Annotated in this window: 19 protein-coding genes; 17 read left to right on the forward strand and 2 right to left on the reverse strand. The window is 36.9% G+C overall.

What is annotated here, in order from left to right; translation table 11 throughout:
- Positions 1-2 precede the first annotated feature (2 nt).
- Together pxpB and GWK10_RS04115 are read left to right on the forward strand one after the other, a co-directional pair.
- Positions 3-737 carry a 5-oxoprolinase subunit PxpB gene (pxpB, locus tag GWK10_RS04110; protein WP_164029653.1) on the forward strand — a complete coding sequence of 245 codons (735 nt, stop codon included), beginning with the start codon at positions 3-5 and terminating at the stop codon, positions 735-737.
- Entirely contained in the window at positions 730-1,590 is an 861-nt protein-coding gene (locus tag GWK10_RS04115) for a 5-oxoprolinase subunit C family protein (RefSeq protein ID WP_164029654.1), read from the forward strand. Before pxpB ends, GWK10_RS04115 begins: the two co-directional genes overlap by 8 nt.
- Here the strand turns inward: GWK10_RS04115 and GWK10_RS04120 are convergent.
- Entirely contained in the window at positions 1,577-2,956 is a 1,380-nt protein-coding gene (locus GWK10_RS04120) for an aldehyde dehydrogenase (RefSeq protein ID WP_164029655.1), read from the reverse strand. The two genes, GWK10_RS04115 and GWK10_RS04120, sit on opposite strands and share 14 nt — an antisense overlap.
- A 392-nt stretch (positions 2,957-3,348) precedes the next feature.
- On the opposite strand from GWK10_RS04120, the gene ilvD reads away from it, so the two are divergent.
- The 6 genes from ilvD to GWK10_RS04150 all read left to right on the forward strand — a co-directional run bounded on the left by ilvD (position 3,349) and on the right by GWK10_RS04150 (position 11,860).
- Entirely contained in the window at positions 3,349-5,025 is a 1,677-nt protein-coding gene (gene ilvD, locus GWK10_RS04125; protein WP_164029656.1) for a dihydroxy-acid dehydratase, read from the forward strand.
- 42 nt (positions 5,026-5,067) lie between these two features.
- On the forward strand, positions 5,068-6,801 hold the full coding sequence (gene ilvB, locus GWK10_RS04130; RefSeq protein ID WP_164029657.1) for a biosynthetic-type acetolactate synthase large subunit: 1,734 nt from the start codon (positions 5,068-5,070) through the stop codon (positions 6,799-6,801).
- A gap of 2 nt (positions 6,802-6,803) precedes the next feature.
- Positions 6,804-7,337, forward strand: coding sequence for an acetolactate synthase small subunit (gene ilvN / locus GWK10_RS04135; protein ID WP_164029658.1), 534 nt, complete (start codon positions 6,804-6,806; stop codon positions 7,335-7,337).
- Positions 7,338-7,371: 34 nt separating this feature from the next.
- Complete coding sequence (gene ilvC, locus GWK10_RS04140; RefSeq protein WP_164029659.1) at positions 7,372-8,847, forward strand: ketol-acid reductoisomerase; 1,476 nt, start codon at positions 7,372-7,374, stop codon at positions 8,845-8,847.
- A gap of 51 nt (positions 8,848-8,898) precedes the next feature.
- Positions 8,899-10,164, forward strand: coding sequence for a threonine ammonia-lyase IlvA (ilvA, locus tag GWK10_RS04145; RefSeq protein ID WP_164029660.1), 1,266 nt, complete (start codon positions 8,899-8,901; stop codon positions 10,162-10,164).
- A gap of 97 nt (positions 10,165-10,261) precedes the next feature.
- Positions 10,262-11,860: an NADP-dependent glyceraldehyde-3-phosphate dehydrogenase gene (locus GWK10_RS04150; RefSeq protein WP_164029661.1), complete on the forward strand. Its 1,599-nt coding sequence runs from the start codon at positions 10,262-10,264 to the stop codon at positions 11,858-11,860.
- Positions 11,861-11,939: 79 nt separating this feature from the next.
- Here GWK10_RS04150 and GWK10_RS04155 read toward each other — a convergent pair whose 3' ends face one another.
- On the reverse strand, positions 11,940-13,052 hold the full coding sequence (locus tag GWK10_RS04155; RefSeq protein WP_164029662.1) for an ARPP-1 family domain-containing protein: 1,113 nt from the start codon (positions 13,050-13,052) through the stop codon (positions 11,940-11,942).
- A 450-nt stretch (positions 13,053-13,502) separates the two neighbouring features.
- On the opposite strand from GWK10_RS04155, the gene GWK10_RS04160 reads away from it, so the two are divergent.
- The 9 genes from GWK10_RS04160 to argH all read left to right on the forward strand — a co-directional run bounded on the left by GWK10_RS04160 (position 13,503) and on the right by argH (position 22,520).
- The gene (locus GWK10_RS04160) at positions 13,503-14,153 is read left to right on the forward strand and encodes a GNAT family N-acetyltransferase (RefSeq protein ID WP_164029663.1); all 651 of its coding nucleotides are present in this window, start codon (positions 13,503-13,505) and stop codon (positions 14,151-14,153) included.
- Positions 14,135-15,322 (forward strand): argininosuccinate synthase, encoded by a 1,188-nt coding sequence (gene argG, locus GWK10_RS04165; protein ID WP_164029664.1) that lies wholly within the window; start codon positions 14,135-14,137, stop codon positions 15,320-15,322. Before GWK10_RS04160 ends, argG begins: the two co-directional genes overlap by 19 nt.
- Positions 15,319-16,296: an N-acetyl-gamma-glutamyl-phosphate reductase gene (gene argC / locus GWK10_RS04170; protein ID WP_164029665.1), complete on the forward strand. Its 978-nt coding sequence runs from the start codon at positions 15,319-15,321 to the stop codon at positions 16,294-16,296. The genes argG and argC overlap by 4 nt, the downstream gene beginning before the upstream one ends.
- A gap of 178 nt (positions 16,297-16,474) precedes the next feature.
- The gene (proC, locus tag GWK10_RS04175) at positions 16,475-17,269 is read left to right on the forward strand and encodes a pyrroline-5-carboxylate reductase (RefSeq protein ID WP_164029666.1); all 795 of its coding nucleotides are present in this window, start codon (positions 16,475-16,477) and stop codon (positions 17,267-17,269) included.
- Between the two features lie 10 nt (positions 17,270-17,279).
- The gene (locus tag GWK10_RS04180) at positions 17,280-18,413 is read left to right on the forward strand and encodes an aspartate aminotransferase family protein (RefSeq protein ID WP_164029667.1); all 1,134 of its coding nucleotides are present in this window, start codon (positions 17,280-17,282) and stop codon (positions 18,411-18,413) included.
- 1 nt (position 18,414) lies between these two features.
- Entirely contained in the window at positions 18,415-19,368 is a 954-nt protein-coding gene (locus GWK10_RS04185; protein WP_164029668.1) for an N-acetylornithine carbamoyltransferase, read from the forward strand.
- Positions 19,365-20,156, forward strand: coding sequence for an acetylglutamate kinase (gene argB, locus GWK10_RS04190; RefSeq protein WP_164029669.1), 792 nt, complete (start codon positions 19,365-19,367; stop codon positions 20,154-20,156). Before GWK10_RS04185 ends, argB begins: the two co-directional genes overlap by 4 nt.
- Complete coding sequence (locus GWK10_RS04195; protein ID WP_164029670.1) at positions 20,146-21,210, forward strand: M20 family metallo-hydrolase; 1,065 nt, start codon at positions 20,146-20,148, stop codon at positions 21,208-21,210. The genes argB and GWK10_RS04195 overlap by 11 nt, the downstream gene beginning before the upstream one ends.
- Positions 21,211-21,242: 32 nt before the next feature.
- A complete protein-coding gene (gene argH / locus GWK10_RS04200) occupies positions 21,243-22,520 on the forward strand; it encodes an argininosuccinate lyase (RefSeq protein WP_164029671.1) in 1,278 nt (425 codons plus the stop codon).
- The last annotated feature ends 165 nt before the right edge of the window (positions 22,521-22,685 follow it).

Genomic DNA, 22,685 nt, shown 5'->3' on the forward strand with positions numbered 1-22,685 from the left:
AAATGGGAAAATTCAATCTAACTTTTTCGCCTTATGGAGACCGTGGAATATTAATAGAATGGCCTGCCGAAATAAGCGACACCATACTCCATGACCGACTTTTTTTTGAAAATTGCATTCAATCTTATTATATTAAACAAAAAATTGAGATAATCTCTGCATACAATTCATTATTAGTTATTTACAAATCAACTATAAATAACCTCTATAGTGTTAAAAAACAGCTTTTAGCACTTTATGACGAGCAAAGCAGTGATTTTATACAAACAAAAATACGATGGACAATCCCAGTCTGTTATGAAGAAGAATTCGGGACTGATTTAGCTGATTTATCTGCCAACCTAAAGTTGTCAAAACAGGCAGTCATTCATAAGCATAGTAAACCGATTTATGCAGTTCATTTTATCGGTTTTTTACCTGGGTTTTTATACTTAGGCGGGCTCAATGAAGAATTGCATTTAGCACGGAAATCAACTCCTTCTTTGAGTGTTAGAAAAGGGAGTGTTGCCATTGGCGGATCGCAGACAGGTATATATCCAATAAATAGTCCAGGCGGTTGGCATATTATCGGTAATAGTCCAGTTAATTGGTTTAATGTAACAAACGAAAATCCATGTTTTGCCTCTTCTGGTGATGAGATTAAGTTCCAACCGATTACTAAATCGGCCTATAATGAAATACTCGAGCGTATTTCCTTGAATGAATATCAACTTGAAAAGGAGATTATCAATGATTAAGGTTTTACAAGCTGGTACGATGAGCTCATTTCAAGATTTGGGACGATTTGGATATCGACATCTTGGTGTTCCTGTTTCTGGTGCTATGGATCAGCAGGCGATGACCTTAGCAAATGCGTTGGTTGGGAATAATGAAGCTGAAACCGTTATTGAATTTGCTTTAATGCCACCAAAGCTGCGTTTTGAAGTCGATACAACCATAGCGATTGCTGGTACTAGTTTTCAGCCAAAGATTAATGATAACCTCGTTAAATCAAACAAGTTGTTATCAATCGCAGCAGGGGATATACTTAGCTTTAAAGCTGCTTCTAGCGGGGTTTATACATATTTAAGTGTATCTGGTGGTTTCAAGCTAGACAAGGTATTAGGTAGTTGTAGCTACTATCCAAATATTGCTGATGATCTTCAACTTAAAAATGAGACGACAATTCAGTTAAAACAGCCGCACTCACACTTTTTAAATGCTAGGATACGCCCTCAATCAAATATAGATAATGCTTTTTTAGAAGTTTACAAAGGCCCCGAATTCAATCTCCTTTCAGATAAACAACAGTCATTGTTATTAGATACAGAATTTTCAATCTCAAAGACATTCAATAGAATGGGAATTCAACTAGAAGAACAAATTGAGAATGAATTAGCGTCGATTCTAACCTCAGGTGTTTTACCTGGTACGGTTCAACTCACCCCGTCTGGAAAACTAATAGTATTAATGAGAGATGCGCAGACAACTGGAGGATATCCAAGAATACTTCAACTAACAGAGGGCTCAATTAATAGTATCTCTCAGAAAAAATTTAAGGATAGCATACGATTTTCTTTAATTCCGAATCCCGAATTCAAAAATATTTAAGAAACGTCTTTAGCTGACCCAATTTGCCTTTATATGGTGCATACCGAATAGGAGCATCGAGCCAATTAGCTCTTTTAGAAACGGCTTTGTTATGCGTAAAGGTTTCAAAGGTCTGCTTGCCGTGATAGCCACCAATACCACTATTTCCAACACCCCCGAATGGTAAATTCGGATTGGCATAATAGACAATAGCATCATTTATTACTCCGCCACCAAAGGAGTATGATGAGAGCAATTTCTTTATATACGCCTTTCTTGTGGAGAATACATAAAACGATAAGGGCTTATCGTATGTTTTGATTATGGCATTAATTTCAGTTTCATTGTCATATCCTAGTACTGGTAAAATAGGACCAAATATTTCATCTTTCATCACCTCGCTATCCAAATCAGGTTGATCAATAATAGTCGGTTCTATATATAAGTCATTTTTGTCCGTCCTGCCACCAAAGGGAATTCTCTCATCTTTCAACATCGCTTCAAGTCGATTAAAATTTTTCTCGTTTATAATACGTGGATAATCAGGTGACTCTTGCGGATTTTCACCATAAGCTTTCTTTATTTCGTTTTGATAATGCTTAATAAATTCGGTTTTTACTTTGTTGTCAATAAGAATATAATCGGGTGCAACGCAAGTTTGACCTCCATTTAGAAACTTAGCCCAAACTAAGCGTTTAGCAGCCAACTTTAACTTGGCTGTATGGTCAATAATACAGGGATTTTTTCCACCTAGTTCCAAAGTAACAGGGGTTAAGAACTCCGCAGCTGCCTTTGCTACAATTTTTCCAACAAAAACACTTCCGGTAAAGAATATATAATCCCATCGCTTCGATAAAAGTTCTTGAGAAACTTCTACACCGCCTTGAACAACGCTAACATAGGCTTCGTCGAATACTGTTTTGCATATTTCATTAATAACTTTAGAAGTGTTTGGAGTCAACTCCGAAGGTTTCACAACGGCAGTATTTCCAGCTGCAATTGCTCCAATAAGCGGAACTATGGCAAGTTGAAACGGATAATTCCAGGGTGCAATAATCAATATAGTTCCATAGGGATCTTTATAAATGTAATCAGCAGAAGGAAAATTAAGCATGGACGATTTTACACGCTCTGGTCTAGACCACCTAGCTAGGTTTTTGATAAGCAGATTCAATTCTTTTTGAACAATTCCCGTTTCTGACAATACCGATTCAAACTCAGATTTTTTAAAATCAAGATTCACTGCTTTATGAATATCCTGCTCTCTTTTATTAATCTCACTTTTAAGTCGTTTTAGCGCAGCAATACGATAAGCTATCGGTTTCGTTTCATGCGTTAAGAAAAAATCACGTTGAGTATTAATAATTTTATCTATGCTGTTTTTCATAAAAAAGTAAAATCAAGTTCGTTTTATTGTCAATCTCCTAAAAGTTTAAGAAGATGACAGCAATGTAAATATTTATATATAATCTTGTAACTGTGTTTAAGAATTTAATTGTTAACAACGTCATAGTTATTATTAGCTCCAACCGGAACTGATACCGCTTTGCGTTGCTATATAAAAGCCTGTGTCAGTAAATGATACAGGCTTTTTTAATACAAGAAAAATACTAGCAATAATTGCTGATTGACAGTAATATAATAATTAAGTTAAGTAATTGAAAATCAATTTTTTATAAAAAATATTGTTCGTTGAGTTTGATAACAAGTACCAAACTGTTAAAATCGGACTTTTTTAAACCAATTAATTTCGATTAAGAAAATAAGTTAGACCTATTAATGAGCTATAACAAATACAGTAGAGTAGTAACCCAAGATGAGACGCAACCGGCAGCACAAGCTATGCTTCATGCAATTGGACTTACAGATGATGATTTTAAGAAACCGCTTATCGGTATTGCGAGTACAGGATATGAAGGTAACCCCTGTAATATGCACTTAAATGATCTTGCTGTTTTGGTTAAAGAAGGAACGCAAGATGTTGATTTGGTTGGCTTGATTTTTAATACAATTGGAGTAAGCGACGGTATTTCTATGGGTACACCTGGAATGCGTTTTTCACTACCCTCACGTGATGTTATTGCCGACTCTATGGAAACAGTGGTACAAGCTATGAGTTATGATGGCTTAGTGACTGTTGTAGGTTGTGATAAAAATATGCCCGGAGCCCTAATGGCAATGATTCGATTAAATAGGCCATCAGTTTTGGTGTATGGTGGTACAATTGCTTCTGGTTGTTTAAAAGATAAAAAGCTAGATGTAGTTTCTGCTTTTGAAGCATGGGGTGAAAAGGTAGCCGGTAAGATTGATGATAAACAATTTAAAGATGTAGTACAGAATGCCTGTCCAGGCGCAGGTGCTTGTGGAGGCATGTACACGGCTAATACAATGGCATCGGCGATTGAAGCATTAGGAATGGCATTACCGTATAATTCGTCTAACCCTGCAATTAGCGACAATAAAAAAGAAGAATGTAAAGAAGCCGGTAGAGCATTAAAGTATCTTATTGAAAATGATATCAAACCTTCTGATATCGTTACAAGAAAATCATTAGAAAATGCTGTACGATTGATAACAATTCTAGGTGGTTCTACTAATGCAGTGCTTCATTTCTTAGCAATTGCAAAGGCAGCGAATATTGAATTTGGTTTAGATGATTTCCAAAAGATAAGTGATACCACTCCTTTTTTAGCCGATTTAAAACCTAGCGGCAAATACTTGATGGAAGATGTGCATCGTGTAGGTGGTATTCCGGCAGTCTTAAAATATCTATTGAAACAAGGATTATTGCATGGGGATTGTTTGACTGTTACAGGAAAAACATTAGCCGAAAATTTAGAATCTGTTCCCGATCTAAGCGATGATCAACAAGTCATAAAACCAATTGATAAACCCATTAAAGTAACTGGCCACTTACGAATTCTATACGGTAACATTGCCGAAGAAGGATCAGTTGCTAAGATTACAGGTAAAGAAGGGTTAAAATTTACAGGAACTGCAAAGGTTTTTGATGGAGAGTATGCTGCAAATGATGGAATAAGGGATGGTCTTGTACAAAAAGGTGATGTTGTGGTGATCCGTTATGAAGGTCCAAAAGGTGGGCCAGGAATGCCTGAAATGCTTAAGCCAACGGCTGCAATTATGGGAGCAGGTCTCGGAAAAGATGTTGCCTTGATTACAGATGGGCGCTTTTCGGGTGGTACACATGGTTTCGTGGTGGGGCATATCGTTCCAGAGGCACAAGATGGTGGAACTATTGCCATTTTAAGAGATGGAGATACCATTACGATTGATGCAGAAACAAATACAATTAAAGTCGATTTAACTGATGCTGAAATAGCAGATCGTAAATCGAAATGGGAGCAACCTCCTTTAAAGTTTAAAAGAGGAGTACTTTACAAATATGCAAAAACAGTTTCATCAGCATCGCAAGGTTGCGTAACTGATGAATTTTAAAATATAAAATGGGATTTTATGATTCCTTTAATACGATAAGATATGGCTACACAAGCAAGAGCTATCGAAAAACAACTAACAGATAAACCAATGAGGGTTTCAGGTGCTGAGGCAGTGATCCGTTCCTTATTGGCAGAGGATGTCGATATTCTTTATGGCTATCCAGGTGGGGCAATTATGCCAATTTATGATGAGCTTTATAAGTTTCAAGATAAATTACAACATATACTCACACGCCATGAACAAGGAGCAACACATTCTGCTCAAGGTTTTGCGCGAGTATCTGGTAGGGTTGGAGTTGCGATGGCTACTTCTGGACCTGGAGCTACAAATCTGGTAACGGGTATAGCAGATGCGCAGATAGATTCGACACCAATGGTTTGCATCACTGGTCAAGTACCAAGGCATTTATTAGGATCCGATGCTTTTCAAGAAACCGATATTGTCGGTATTTGTACGCCCGTTACTAAATGGTCATATCAAATTACCGAGGCATCTGAAATCCCAGAGATTATCGCAAAGGCATTCTATATCGCTAAATCAGGTCGACCTGGTCCTGTTTTAATTGATATTACTAAGAATGCGCAGATTGAGGAATTCGATTTTAGTTATAAAAAATGCACAGGAATTCGAAGTTATAAACCAGTGCCAAAAGTAGATACATCTGCTCTAGAATCGGCAGCTGAGTTAATTAATGCAGCCAAAAAGCCAATGATTGTTTGGGGTCAAGGTGTAATTCTCGGTAGAGCTGAAGAAGAGTTCAAGGCATTTGTAGAAAAAACAGGAATTCCAGCGGCTTGGACGATTATGGGAGTGTCGGCAATTCCGTCGGACCACCCTTTAAATGTCGGTATGGTAGGTATGCATGGAAATTATGGGCCAAATGTATTGACAAATGAATGTGATTTACTACTTGCAATCGGAATGCGATTTGACGATCGTGTTACAGGCAGTTTAAATACCTATGCTAAGCAAGCTAAAATTGTTCATTTTGAGATAGATCCAGCCGAGATTAATAAAAATGTACCAGTTGATGTTGGTGTACTAGGGGATGTAAAAGAAACATTGGCCAAAGTATTACCAATGGTTCAAGCAAATTCACATACTTCTTGGTTAGAAGAATTTCATAAGAGAGATAAAATAGAGTTCGAACAGGTAATTAAAAATGATCTTCACCCTACCAAAGAAGGTTTGACGATGGGGGAGGTTCTAAAATTAATTAATCAGGAGACAAAACAAGAAGCCGTAATTGTTTCTGATGTGGGGCAGCATCAAATGATTGCTTGTCGCTATGCCAAATTCAACCAATCTAAAAGTAATATTACTTCCGGCGGTTTGGGAACTATGGGTTTTGCACTACCAGCAGCTATTGGCGCTAAAATGGGAGCTCCAGAACGTGAAGTAGTTGCCATAATTGGTGATGGTGGTTATCAAATGACTATTCAAGAATTAGGAACGATATTTCAAACTAAAGTGCCTGTCAAAATCGTGGTATTGAATAATGATTTCTTGGGAATGGTACGCCAGTGGCAACAACTATTTTTTGATAAGCGATATGCTTCTACTGAGATGGTAAATCCTGATTTTGTAAAGATTGCGGAAGGATATCATATCCAAGCAAAGCGCGTAGAGAAGAGAGAAGACCTAGAATCAGCGGTTAAAGAAATGATTCAATCTAAGGAAGCTTATTTCTTAGAGGTATGCGTAGAAAAAGAAGACAATGTATTTCCAATGATCCCAAGTGGAGCATCAGTTTCTGATGTAAGATTGAGCTAGTTATGAGCGAAGAAAACAAAACATTTACCATATCGGTATATACTGAGAATATGGTAGGCCTTTTAAACAGGGTTTCAGGTATATTTTTAAAAAGACATATCAACATTGAGAGTTTAACAACCTCACAATCAGAGATTGAAGGAGTCAATAGATTTGTGATTGTTGTAAATACGACAGAACAATGGGTTAAACGTATTGTTGGTCAATTAGAAAAGCAAATTGACGTGATTAGAGCCTATTATCATACTGATGAAGAAACAATTTATCAGGAGTCAGCTTTGTACAAAGTAAAATCTGATTCTTTGTTCGAACAACGACAAGTACAAAACATTATTAAAGACAGTCACGCAAAGATCGTTACGGTTTCCAAGGAGTTTTTTGTAATTGAAAAAACCGGATTTCGTCATGAAACAGAGCAATTGTATAACGATTTAATTCCGTACGGACTCATGCAATTTGTTCGTTCGGGAAGAATATCGGTAACCAAAGAAGCAATGCAGGTTTCCTCTTTAATAAACGGATTTCAACCAGTATAATTAAAAACCAATACTTAAAAATTAATAAAACAAAATGGCAAATTATTTTAATTCACTTTCATTACGCGAACAACTAACACAGTTGGGTAAGTGTAGATTTATGGAGCAATCGGAGTTTTCTGAAGGTGTTTCGTCATTAAAAGATAAAAAGATAGTTATTGTAGGCTGCGGTGCGCAAGGTCTGAATCAAGGCTTGAATATGCGTGACAGCGGTTTGGATATTTCCTATGCCTTACGTGAAGGTGCTATCAAAGAAAAGAGAGCATCTTTTGTAAATGCAAGCGATAATGGTTTCACTGTTGGAACTTACGAAGATCTTATTCCAAATGCCGATGTAGTTATCAATCTTACACCAGACAAACAACATACTAATGTGGTAAGTACAGTTATGCCTTTGATGAAAAAAGGAGCGACCTTATCATATTCTCATGGTTTCAACATTGTTGAAGAAGGCATGCAGATTCGTGAAGACCTAACGGTAATCATGGTAGCGCCAAAATGTCCAGGTTCAGAGGTTAGAGAAGAATATAAACGCGGATTTGGCGTACCAACTTTAATAGCAGTACACCCGGATAATGATCCGCAAGGACATGGTTTGGACCAGGCAAAAGCTTATGCTGTAGCAACTGGAGGGCATCGCGCAGGAGTGCTTGAATCTTCATTTGTAGCCGAAGTAAAATCTGATTTAATGGGAGAGCAAACCATTTTATGTGGGGTGCTTCAAACGGGATCTATCTTATGTTTCGATAAGATGGTTGAACAAGGTGTTGAGCCTAGCTATGCGTCTAAATTAATCCAATACGGATGGGAAACCATTACCGAAGCGTTGAAGCACGGCGGGATAACCAATATGATGGATCGCCTATCTAATCCGGCAAAAATCAAAGCTTTTGAACTATCAGAAGAGTTAAAGGACATCATGAGAACATTGTTCCAGAAGCATATGGATGATATCATGACGGGTCATTTTTCTAAAACAATGATGGAAGATTGGGCAAATGATGATAAGAACTTGCTAGGATGGAGAGCGGCAACAGGGGAAACAGCTTTCGAAAAGACAGCAGTTACTAACGATGAGATTTCAGAGCAAGAATACTTTGATCATGGTGTACTTATGGTAGCATTTGTTCGCGCTGGTGTAGAATTGGCATTTGAAACCATGACGGAAGCCGGAATCATCGAAGAATCGGCTTACTACGAATCTTTGCATGAAACACCACTTATCGCCAATACAATCGCTCGTAAAAAGTTATATGAAATGAATCGAGTAATTTCTGATACTGCGGAATATGGCTGTTATTTATTTGACCACGCAGCGAAACCCTTGTTAAGCGATTTCATGAAGAAAATCTATATAAACGTAATCGGTAAAGATTTCGTTAATGGTCAAGGTACCGGTGTTGATAATAAACGTTTAATTGAAATAAACGATATCATAAGAAATCATCCGGTAGAGATTGTCGGCGAAGAACTTCGTGAAGCAATGACCGATATGAAGAAAATAGTGTAATAAAAGAACTTTCAGACCCTCTCCCTTTGAGAGAGGGCTGAGAGAGAAAACATGCAAGAAACAAAAAAGACATATCTACCATTAATTTGGAATGTTCGCGAAGCGGCATTGAACTTAGCTGGAGTTGCAGAAAAAACACCTTTAAGTACAAGTGTTACCTATAGTCGTTTATATGAATCAAATGTGCTGCTAAAACGTGAAGATTTGCAGCCCGTAAGATCCTATAAAATAAGAGGTGCTTATAATAAAATTAGTACGCTTTCAGAAAACGAAACGGCGGCAGGGGTGGTTTGTGCTAGTGCTGGCAATCATGCACAAGGTGTTGCGATGTCTTGCGAAAAACTTGGTATAAAAGGAACAATTTTCATGCCGGCTCCTACACCCAAACAAAAAATTGACCAGACCAAAATGTTTGGAGGTTCGCATGTCGATATCGTGTTGGAAGGTGACACCTATGATGACTCATATAACGCTGCAATTAACTTCTGCAAGGAAAACGGCAGCACATTTGTGCATCCTTTTGATGATGAAAAAGTAATTGAAGGTCAGGCAACAGTAGGATTAGAGATTTTAGAACAAACATCAAAGCAAATTGATTATGTTTTTGTTGCTGTTGGTGGTGGCGGATTAGCTTCTGGTTTATGCAGTGTTTTTAAAACGCTTTCTCCAAATACCAAAATTATTGGCGTGGAACCTGCCGGTGCTCCATCAATGAAAACATCTATTGATAACGGAGTAAACACCAAAATCTTTGAAATAGAAAAATTCGTAGATGGTGCGGCAGTACAACAAGTAGGAGACATTACCTTTAATATTTGTAAAGAGTTTCTTCATCAAATGATAACAGTGCCAGAGGGCAAGGTGTGTCAAACGATATTAGATTTGTACAATAGAGATGCCATCGTTGTAGAGCCGGCAGGAGCATTGGCACTATCAGCTCTTGATCTGTTTAAAGATGAGATTAGAGGTAAGAATATCGTTTGTATTGTTGGCGGAAGTAACAATGACATTACAAGAACAGCTGAAATAAAAGAACGCGCATTACTGCATGCTGACTTAAAGCACTATTTTATTATTCAATTCCCGCAAAGAGCAGGGGCATTGAAAGAGTTTGTTGCCGAAATTTTAGGGCCTAACGATGATATTACTCATTTTGAATACACTAAGAAGTCAAGTCGTGAAAATGGCTATGCCGTAGTTGGTATTGAACTTAAAAGTAAGTCAGATTTTGAGCCGCTAGTAAACAAGATGAAAGCAAGAAACTTTTATGGCGACTACATCAATCATAAACCAGATTTATATCAGTTTTTAGTCTAAAAAATCAAAATAATTCCTTGCCTTAGAAAGGGTAGGTGCACAAAGGGCGGAGGGGTCAAAGCCCATTTTCCCCCTTTAGACAACACAACCAAAAAAAATGAAAACTAAAACTAATATTCCAAAAAGATTTCAATTAGATAGTCTGCTAAACCAAGACACTTATTTAGTCAACAATAAGTTGATCAAGTGGAATGGCCCGAAATCCGAAGTTTATTCTCCAATACTAACTGAAAATAGTAAGGGCGAATTGGATAAGACTTTACTAGGTACAATTCCTACCTTGGGAGAAAAAGAGGCAATATCTGCTTTAGATGCCGCTTCAAAAGCTTACAATAAAGGACAGGGCGAGTGGCCAACAATGAAGGTAGCCGATCGTATTAAGTGCATGGAAGTTTTTGTGGAGAAGATGAAAGCCCAGCGAGAAGAGGTGGTAAAATACCTTATTTGGGAAATATGTAAAAACACGGCTTCCGCAGAAAAAGAGTTTGATCGAACAATCGATTATATAAACGACACCATAGAAGACTACAAGCAAATGGATCGTGATAGTGCTCGCTTTGAAAAGAATAGCGGTATTCACGCTCATATTCGTCGTGGACCACTAGGTGTAGTATTGTGTTTAGGCCCTTATAACTATCCGTTAAATGAGACTTTTTGTCTTTTGATCCCAGCCTTAATTATGGGAAATACAACGGTTTTTAAACCAGCCAAACATGGAGTTCTTTTAATCTCTCCATTACTAAAGGCTTTTAAAGAAAGTTTTCCTCCTGGCGTTGTTAATGTTTTATATGGTAGAGGTAGAGCAGTGGCTTCACCGATTATGAAAGATGGACGTGTAGATGTCTTGGCATTAATTGGCCATAGTTCATCTGCCAACGCCCTGCAGGATTTACATCCCAAAGCAAATAGGCTACGTCTGGTACTTGGTTTAGAAGCCAAAAACCCAGCGATTGTATTGCCTGATGCCGATCTTGATCTTGCAGTTAGTGAGTGTATAGCAGGAACTTTGTCTTATAATGGACAGCGATGTACTGCTTTAAAAATTGTTTATGTACACGAGAATATCGCAGCTGAGTTTAACAAACGATATACAGAAGCGGTTGATAAATTAAAATATGGCAATCCATGGGAAGAAGGAGTAAGTCTAACACCGCTTCCTGAACCAGGAAAGGTCGATTATATTCAAGATTTAATTCAAGATGCAAAAGACAAAGGGGCTACTGTGATTAACAATCGTGGAGGAGAAGTGATGGGGAATTTTATTTTCCCAGCAGTCTTATTTCCCGTAAATAAAGATATGAAGGTATATGAAGAAGAGCAGTTTGGGCCTGTAGTACCAATTCGAACTTTTTCAAATATTGATGAGCCTTTAGATGATATCGCTGAGTCAAATTATGGGCAGCAAGTAAGCCTTTTTGGTAAAGAAGTGAAAACACTTGCTCCACTAATTGATACCTTAGTGAATCTCGTATGTCGAGTGAATCTAAACAGCTCTTGCCAGCGAGGTCCAGATGTATATCCTTTTACTGGACGAAAAGATTCAGCTGTGAGTACGTTGAGTGTGCATGATGCATTGCGTTCTTTTTCTATTAGAACCTTTGTAGCAAGCAAAGACAATGACTATAACAATGCCATTTTAAATGAGCTTTTAGAATGTGGCGAAAGTAATTTCGTGAGCACGGATTATATACTTTAACGAGGGTAAAAGCTTAAAAGGTAAAGGGATATTAAAGTTATCTCCCTTTACCTTTTAACCATTGCCTTTTAGCTAATTTTTACCTTCTTCTTTGAGTGGAGAGAACAGTTGATTTGTTGTTTTCTTCTTTTTCTTTCTTTATATAGTTTTTGTGCACCCATTTTTTCTGGTCTATATCAATAGAGGAGAACGTAAGGTGCCCATCTTTTGTTTCACGAATCTTTAGTTCTGTCGCTTCGTTTATCTTTTTGGTTTCGTGAGATCCTTCAGCAAGCTTTGATTGCTCAATGAATTTCTTAACGTCTTCAATCCTAACTTTAGTAGGAATGCTATCATTTGATTCAGCAATAGCTTCCGTTACAATCGATTCAGTGATTTTTGCGGAAAGATCATTGAATAATTTCTTGTTGGTATACATGTCTACACCATAAACTTCACCATTAATGGCATATGCATAGCCAATGACATTTTCTTTTTCATTCAATCCCTTTAAAACTGAGGTATGTAATTCTTTTTTCTCTTTTTTAAGTTCATCACTTTCCAACGCTAATTGTAGACTGGTAGCAGATTTATTTTGAGTAACATCAACTGAATTACCCGTTCTTTTGGATAGCTTGCTGCTTAATTTATGTTGTTCTTTGCTTACCTCGCTCCAAACTTTTTGCTGATTATTACTGTACTTAGCGGCTAGCTTCAATTTTTTAGAAGAAAGCATCTTGGAGTTTCCTTCAAACTTATCTGATCGCTCACCTTGCCTTGGCTTCCAGCGACCTTGTTCTACACAAAAGCTAGTTAGGGGAACATTTTTAGTGCGTGGAGGGATAATGACATCATTAGCTACTGTACGGTCTTGTTTTCCACCTTTTACAATATCTCCTGAGTGGATAAAAATGGCTTCATCGCTATTGTTATCAATACTTAGCTCATTAACGTTGCTAGTTTCTTTCACCTCGACTTTCTTTTCTTTCAAAGCTTTGTCCAGAGTTGTGTATTCTTTCTTTATTTCATCTTCACCTGTAATGGCGAATACTTGCAAGTTTTCCAGAGATGCAATTTCGTTTAATACATACGGGCCCATTGCGAGTTCTTTTAATTCCTTTTGATTGGGTGTTTCAGTAACCTCTTCTTTTTTTTCTTTACAAGAATTGAAGAAGAATAATGCGGCGACGATTAATAGTGAATAGCTTTTCATAATTATTAAATTTTGAGTAAACCTATACATCAAATGATTGTATTGCGACTTAGAATGAGTGAACGTTCTTTTTTAGATAGTGAACTCAGATATTTAACTAGACACTAACAAAAGCTTAATAATTAGTGGTGTATTATTTACAGAATGCTCAATTTTTAGTCCATTTTGTGAGGTTTTCACAAAAAAATCAGAAATCTTGACTTTGATTGCAGTCGAGTGAGATTTATTTTATAGGTTTGAGTAGAATTCAGAAAACGGTGAATCTATTAATCACGACATACTACTTTTTTTTCGGTGACTTTCCAGTTGCTTTAGTACCTGTACGTCCTGTTCGCCGCCCCCGTCCGCGCCTTTGCGCGTAATTTCCTTTTTGAAGAGGGTGCGTCCTTCTTCCCCGTGAGTTTTCAAATACCATTTTAATTTAAGTTTTACCATACATAATTGCTCGCTATGAAGCGCGTTCAAATTGTTGTTGCATCGAATAAGCATTTCAATTTTGCTGAGGAAATTTGCCAAGTAATGGCAGATTCTGCCAAAGTAAGAGGGACAGGTATTGCCAAAAGATCACCTGAATATATTCACAAGAAAATGAATAATAGTAATGCTGTCATTGCCATTTCTGAAGAAGGTAAATTCGCCGGCTTCTGCTACATCGAGGTCTGGGGACACCAAAAGTATGTTGCCAACTCTGGATTAATAGTACATCCTGATTTTAGGAATATGGGATTGGCCAGAAAGATAAAGGCTGCCATTTTCAAACTGTCTAAAAAGAAATTCCCAGACTCTAAAATTTTCGGAATTACTACTGGATTGGCTGTAATGAAGATCAATTCGGATCTTGGCTATAAACCTGTTACATTTTCTGAGTTGACAGATGATAAAAAATTCTGGCAAGGTTGTCAAACCTGTTCTAACTATGACATTTTAAAATCAAAACAGCATAAAATGTGCCTTTGTACAGGAATGTTGTACGATCCTAAAAATGGTAAAAGCGGTAAGCGAAAATGGTTCAATACCAAAATATTGAAAAGATTAAAACAAATAAAACACACTATTCTATTAAAGAATAAAACCCAGAAACAATGGACAAAGTTGTTGTAGCATATAGCGGAGGATTGGATACCTCTTATTGTGTAAAATATTTAATCCACGAAAAGAATCTCGAGGTTCATACCATCTTGGTGAATACCGGAGGTTTTGATAGTGAAGAGTTGATTGCTGTAAAAGAAAGAGCTCTGGAACTAGGTAGTTCACATCACGAAAACAAAGACATACTGGAGGAATTTTACCAGAAAGCTGTGAAATATCTCATTTTTGGTAATGTATTAAAGAACAATACATACCCTTTATCGGTAAGTGCCGAACGTATTTTTCAGGCAATAGCCGTAGTAGAGTATGCCAAAAAGATTGGCGCTAAATACATTGCACATGGTAGTACAGGTGCAGGAAATGATCAAATACGATTTGATCTTATTTTTCAAACGATGGCGCCGGAGATCGAAATCATTACACCAATTCGAGATTTACAACTAAGTAGACAAGAAGAAATGGACTATTTAAAATCACATGGTGTTGATTATAGCTGGGAAAAAGCACAATATTCTGTGAATAAAGGATTATGGGGAACAAGTGTTGGTGGTAGCGAAACATTGACATCAGAAAAACCGTTGCCAGAATCTGCCTATCCAAGTCAACTACAAAAAACAGATTCACAGACGATAACACTTCATTTTGAAAAAGGACAACCTATAGGAATTGATGATTATAAAGGAAATCCAGTTGAAGTTATTCAAAAACTTGAAGAAATTGCCAACCAATACGCCATTGGCCGAGATATTCATGTGGGCGATACGATTATCGGAATAAAAGGAAGAGTTGGTTTTGAGGCTGCTGCTGCCTTGTTGATTATTAAGGCACATCATTTATTGGAAAAACATGTGTTAAGCAAATGGCAGCAATATTGGAAAGAACAACTGGCTAATTGGTATGGAATGCTCTTGCATGAAGCCAATTATTTGGATCCCGTAATGCGAAATATAGAGTCTTTTTTAGATGATTCTCAAAAGCAAGTAACTGGCAAAGTGTTCATCACTTTAAAACCTTATCATTTCACTTTGGACGGAATTAAATCCGATCACGATTTAATGAAAAGCGATTTCGGACAGTATGGTGAAATGAATAAAGCCTGGACAGCAGATGATGCCAAAGGATTCATTAAGCTGTATGGCAATGCCAATAAAATTTATCATAACGTAAATAAAGAAGCATGATTAAAGCAGGAATTATAGGAGGATCAGGTTATACTGCTGGCGAACTACTTAGAATTTTGGTTTTTCACCCGAATGTGGAAATTGACTTTGTATATAGTACCACGAAAGATAATGAAGCAGTTAGTAACATTCATGCTGACCTTTTAGGGAATACTGATATAAGCTTTACAAATAAAATCAATCCCGATGTGGATGTTTTATTTCTATGCCTTGGTCATGGTACATCAAAGTCTTTTTTGTCTGAAAATATGTTTTCAAATGAAACTAAGATTATTGATCTGAGCAACGATTTCAGATTGAAGGCAGATGAGATATTTCAAAATAAGAAATTTGTATATGGCCTACCAGAGTTGAATAAAAATGAGATAATAAATGCGAATTACATCGCAAATCCGGGATGTTTCGCTACGGCCATTCAATTAGGGTTACTTCCATTAGCAAGTAAGAACTTATTGCAAAGTGATGTTCATATAAATGCAACTACGGGAAGCACGGGTGCCGGCGTTAAGCCAGGAGGTACAACCCATTTTAGCTGGAGAGATAACAACTTTTCGAGCTACAAAGTATTTAATCATCAACATTTAGGAGAGATTAATGAATCACTAGAACAGTTACAAGATGATTTTAATGCTGAATTGGTTTTTATTCCGAATCGAGGCAATTTTAGCAAGGGGATTTATGCGAGCATGTACACTGAATCCGATTTAGAATTGGAGGAAATTCAACAGCTTTACAAGGATTATTACAGGGATCATCCATTTGTTTTCATTTCTGAAAAGGCAATCAGTCTAAAACAGGTTGTTAATACAAACAAATGCATTTTACACATAGAAAAACACGGAAAAAGAATATTCATAACCTCGATCATCGATAATTTGGTAAAAGGAGCAAGCGGTCAGGCTATTCAGAATATGAATTTAATTTTTGGCCTAGAAGAAACAACAGGATTACTATTGAAAGCTTCGGCGTTTTAAGAGTAAGAGAAAAGAACAAAGAACAAAGAGAAAAGAATAAAGAGGAATAATACAAACGATGTCAGTTCGAGTGATTTTGATTGACGATAGGAAAATAAAAATAGTATCGAGAACCTTGAGAAGTTAGAATCTATAATACTTGCTCAAAACTCGACTTTCTTGGCTCAAAAAACATAAAATGGAAAACATAACAATTATAGGTGGCGGTAACCTCGGTAAGTCGATCGCTACCGGCTTAGTAAAAAGTAATTTATATAGTGCGAATGAGATTATCGTTACCGGTAGATCTCAAAATCGATTAGAAACGATTAAAGATTCTTTAGAAGTTGCAGTGTCAACGGATAATGTTTTGGCTATTGAAGGTTCTAAATACATAATTTTATGTGTACAACCGAAGCAACTTGCAGGTTTGCTTGCTGAGATAAAGTCTGCACTAAAACCTGAGCAAGTCCTTATCTCGACGATAACAGGAACCTCGATTCAAGAAATTGAAAATATGGTTGATGGGAATAAGCTTTTGAGAGCAATGCCCAATACGGCAGCGTCAAAACTACAATCCATAACCTGTATTGCCTGTGGCGAAAATGCTAAATCAGAATTAGATCAAGTGCAAATGATCTTTAGAACTATTGGCAAAACATTAGTTATTGACGAATCATTGATGCAATCAGCTACGGTTTTAGGAGCAAGCGGAATCGCATTCTTCCTGAGATATATACGTGCAGTAACTCAGGGAGGAATTCAAATGGGATTTCATCCTGGAGAAGCGCAATTAATTGCAGTACAAACAGCTATAGGAGCAGCCACTTTGGTAGCTGAGAATAATACACATCCTGAAAGGGAAATTGATAAAGTTACCACACCGATGGGTTGCACAATTGCTGGACTAAACGAGATGGAACATCAAGGATTGAGTTCGGCTGTTATAAAAGGCCTTATGATGTCTTATGAAAAAATCAATCACATAAAATAGAAAAACAAGAATGAAACTATTCGATGTATACCCACTATATAATGTAGAGCCAACAAAGGCAGAGGGCTGTTATGTGTTTGATAAGGAAGGAAAGAAATACCTTGATCTATACGGAGGCCATGCGGTAATATCTATTGGACATTCGCATCCACATTATGTGAAATCCTTAAAAGATCAGTTGGACAAAATAGGATTTTATAGTAATTCCATTCAAAATAGTCTACAGTTAAAATTGGCTGAAAGTCTAGGTCGAATTTCCGGTTGCGAGGATTATCAACTATTTCTATGCAATAGTGGCGCTGAAGCGAATGAAAATGCGCTAAAAGTAGCGAGCTTTGTAACTGGTAAATCAAAAGTAATTGCTTTCGAAAATGGGTTCCATGGTCGTACATCAGCAGCAGTGGCAGCCACTCATAATCCAAAAATTCAAGCCCCGATTAACAATCAGCAAGAAGTTGTGTTTTTGCCGTTAAATGATATAAATAAGGTTAAAAGTGAATTGGCAAAAAATGAAACCTGTGCGGTTATCATAGAACCAATTCAAGGTGTTGGAGGATTGGATATGCCAGAAGCGAAATTTATTAAAGAAGTGGAGTCGCTTTGTAAGCAATATGACACAATGCTGATTTTAGACGAGGTGCAATCTGGATTTGGCCGAAGCGGTAAGTTCTTCGCACATCAATATTGGGATATTAAACCGGACATTATTTCAATTGCAAAAGGCATGGGGAATGGCTTTCCCGTAGGCGGAATTCTAATTTCTGACACTATTGAAGCATCATACGGTATGCTAGGCACCACCTTTGGAGGAAATCACCTAGCATGTGCAGCAACGCAGGCAGTACTTGATGTTATTGAAGAAGAAGGATTGATTGAAAATACGAATGAGATGGGCGCTTATCTAAAAGAAAAATTAGCTAACATTTCTCAAATTAAACAAATTAAAGGTAGCGGATTAATGCTAGGATTGGAGTTCGATTTTGAGATTGCCAATCTCCGAAGAATCTTAATTTATGATTATCAGATTTTCACAGGTGGATCTGCTAACAAAAAGCTGTTAAGAATTCTTCCGCCACTAACAATAACCAAAAAGAAAATTGATCTTTTTGTAGTAGCACTGCAAAAAGCTTTAATAACGGATTGACATGAAAAAATATATAAACATAAATGATGTTGATAATCTTGATCTGATAGTTCAAGAAGCATTGGCCATTAAGAAGGCCCCATTTTCCAACAATAAATTGGGAACAAACAAGGTTCTAGGAATGTTATTTTTCAATCCAAGTTTAAGAACCCGATTAAGTACTCAAAAAGCTGCGATTAATCTGGGTATGGACGTAATGGTTATCAATTTTAAGTCGGATAGTTGGACGTTAGAATTTGCGGACGGTACGATCATGAATGCTGGTAAGTCAGAACATATTAAAGAGGCTGCACAAGTGATCTCGCAATATTGTGATATCATCGCTATTCGAGCTTTCGCGTTGTTAGAGAGTAAAGAACAAGATTATGCGGAGGAAGTCTTAAGCGGATTTGAAAAGTATGCTTCAGTTCCAATAGTCAATATGGAAAGTGCCACAGCACACCCACTTCAGGGCCTTACTGATACGATTACCATCAAAGAATATAGTAAGAATCCAAAACCTAAAGTTGTATTGACTTGGGCACCGCATTTAAAACCCTTGCCACATGCTGTTTCTAATTCATTTATCAATTATGCAAGTGAAGTAGATTGTGATTTTGTGCTAAGCTGTCCAGAGGGTTATGAATTAGATGCAGCCCTAGATAGGTCAATTACTATCATGCATAATCAAGAAAAGGCCTTCGAAGATGCCGATTTTGTTTATGCTAAAAGCTGGGCATCAAACATTGATTATGGAAAATTAACCGAAACTGATAAAGACTGGCAGGTAACGGCGAAAAAAATGGGATTGACCAACAATGGAAAATTTATGCACTGCCTACCAGTAAGAAGGAATGTGGTAGTTGAAGATGAAGTATTAGATAGTGAACATTCAATTGTTATTCAGCAAGCGAACAACCGGACCTATGCAGCTCAAGTTGTTTTAAAGCGAATCCTGGAAAATTTAGAATCATGAAACCGAGGTTAAAAGTTGTAAAAATAGGAGGAAATATCATTGAAAATGAAGAGGAGCTATCTCATTTTTTAACTGATTTTACAAAATTAGAAGGCCCTAAAATTTTGGTGCATGGTGGTGGAAAAGCTGCTAGTAAGCTTTCCGAAAAAATGGGAATTACTCCCAATATGGTAAATGGGCGTCGTATTACAGATGCCGATGCATTAGAAGTTATTATCATGACTTATGCGGGAAAGATCAATAAGAATATTGTGAGTCTACTGCAAAAAAATAAGACGGATGCCATTGGATTAAGTGGGGCCGATGGAGGAATTATAAAAGCTGTAAAGCGACCGGTTAGAAAGATTGATTATGGTTTTGTTGGAGATATACAATCAGTTAATGGTGATAGACTTAATGAGTTTATAGCGAGTGGGTTAATTCCAATAATTTGCCCGATTTCTATGACAGAAGAGGGACAGTTGTTAAATACGAATGCCGATACTATTGCTTCAGAAGTTGCGGCGGCTATGCAAGCTTTTTACGAAACGCAATTGGTCTACATTTTTGAAAAGAAAGGTGTTTTAAGATCAATCGACGATGAAGATTCAGTTATCGAGCATATTGATGGGGATAGCTATTTTAAATTATTGGAAGAAGGAATTATTGCCGATGGAATGTTACCTAAACTTAAAAACAGCTTTGATGCTTTGAAGAAGAATGTTTCTAAAGTTTTAATAGGAAACTCAACACTCATCACCACTAAACAAGATAAACACACTACGATTACATACCAAAATGCAGAATAAAGACCTACATACAAAAGCAATTAAGCTATTATTTAACCTTATTGCTACGGAGTCATTTTCTTCGGAAGAAGATGAGACTGCAAAGCATATAGGACAATGGTTAAGCAGTTTTAATGTTTCATTTACCAGAACCAATAATAATGTCTGGGCAGTTAACAAGCACTTTGATTCATCTAAACCAACTATTCTATTAAATTCCCATCACGATACTGTAAAACCTAATGGTAATTACACCCGTGATCCCTTCAAACCTGAAATCATCCATGGCAAATTATATGGTTTAGGAAGCAATGATGCAGGTGGTGCGTTAACTTCCTTGTTGTCGACTTTTGTTCATTTTTACGAGAAAGAGGAGTTGGCATATAATATTGTTGTGGCTGCCACTGCAGAAGAGGAGAGTAGCGGTCAATTGGGCTTGAATAGTCTATTAGAAGATCTACCAGAAATTGACTTTGCGATAGTTGGAGAGCCAACTTTAATGCAATTAGCCATAGCAGAAAAGGGCCTATTGGTTATAGATTGTAAATCAACAGGAACTCCTGGTCATGCGGCTCATATAAAAAATGAGAATAACGCAATTTTTAATGCAATTGAAGACTTGCAATGGTTTAATAGTTACGAGTTTCCTAAAACATCCGATGTATTAGGGAAAGTGAAGATGACCATAAGTCAAATTAATGCTGGAAAACAGCACAATGTAGTTCCTGAAGCCTGTGATTTTGTAGTTGATGTTCGGATTACTGATGCTTATACCAATAAAGAGGTACTTGCTATCATTCAGGAAAATACCAATTGTGAGGTAAAAGCTCGAAGTATGCGATTGAATTCATCATCAATTCCTATTGACCATGCCATTGTGCAATCTGGAATTAAATTGGGTAGAACAACCTATGGCTCACCAACATTATCAGATCAAGCCGTATTAAGTTGTCCATCTTTAAAACTGGGGCCAGGTGATTCAACTAGATCGCATAGTGCAGATGAGTTTATTTATGTTGAGGAGATTAAGGAAGGAATAGATTTATACATCAAGATTTTGGAAGGTATATTGTAAAAAGAAGTAAGATTTAAGAAAAAAGATCAAATATGAAACTCTGGGATAAAGGAATTGCAATTGATTACAAAATAGAGGCATTTACTGTTGGGAATGATCGAGAGCTGGACATGCATATTGCGAAATACGATATCATTGCCAGTAAAGCGCATGCAACCATGCTTCAGAAGGTCAGCTTGATTAGTGAAATAGAATTACACGAACTTATTGAAGGCTTGGATATTCTTGAACAACAGATAGAAGACGGAACATTTATAATCGAAGCGGAATTTGAGGATGTACACTCTAAAATCGAATATTTTTTAACTGAAAAATATGGTGAAGCTGGAAAGAAAATACACACAGCCCGATCACGTAATGATCAAGTGCTAACGGCACTTCATTTATATGTGAAAGAATCGATTACTGATATTAAAGCATTGTCGAATTCTCTTTTCAATACTTTAATGGAAAAGGCAGCACATCATAAAGATGATCTTTTGCCTGGCTATACGCATTTACAAGTAGCGATGCCATCTTCTTTTGGCTTGTGGTTTTCTGCTTATGCCGAAAGTTTGATTGATGATTTATACTTACTTGAAGCTGCTTATAAAATAGCCGATCAAAATCCACTTGGAAGTGCTGCTGGTTATGGAAGTTCCTTTCCAATAGATCGAGCGTTGACAACTGAATTATTAGACTTTGACTCCTTAAAAGTTAACGTAGTTGCTGCACAAATGGGAAGAGGGAAACTAGAGAAGTCTGTTGGCTACGCGGTTTCCTCTATCGCAGGTACGCTTTCCAAAATGGCAATGGATGTATGCTTATATAACAGTCAGAATTTCGGATTTATAAAGCTTAGCGATGCTTTTACAACCGGCTCTAGTATTATGCCGCATAAAAAAAACCCGGATGTATTTGAACTTATTCGTGGTAAGTGCAATGTTTTACAATCCTTACCCAATCAAATAATGTTACTCACTACCAATTTGCCAAGCGGATATCATCGCGATCTTCAGCTTTTGAAAGAGCTACTGGTTCCGGCGATTAGCACTTTAAAAGAATGTCTGGAAATTACCAATTATGCTACCAATGGAATGGAGGTGAAAAATGATATAGCCAAGGACTCTAAATACGATGATATGTATAGTGTAGAGAGTCTCAATCAGCTGGTACAGGAAGGATATTCCTTTAGAGATGCTTATAAAATGGTCGGAAATGACATTTTTTCGAAAAAAAATAAACCCACCAAGCAATTATCTCATTCTCATATAGGTAGCTTAGGAAATTTACGTCTTGATTTAATTCAAAAAAAGTATTCTAAATTATAAAACACTGTTAATCAGATTGGTATAATACTGTCTTTAATCGACATACTCTGCTCAAAAAACGAATAAATATTTGTTCAATTAAATATTAATAGTATTTTGGCATTCCAACCAAAGCATGTAAAACTAGTAAAGTGCGTACGAAGACCCCAAACTTCAGCATTTTAG

Origin of the sequence: Spongiivirga citrea (genome assembly GCF_010671565.1) — a bacterium.
In the GTDB taxonomy this organism is placed as follows: Bacteria; Bacteroidota; Bacteroidia; order Flavobacteriales; family Flavobacteriaceae; genus Spongiivirga; species Spongiivirga citrea.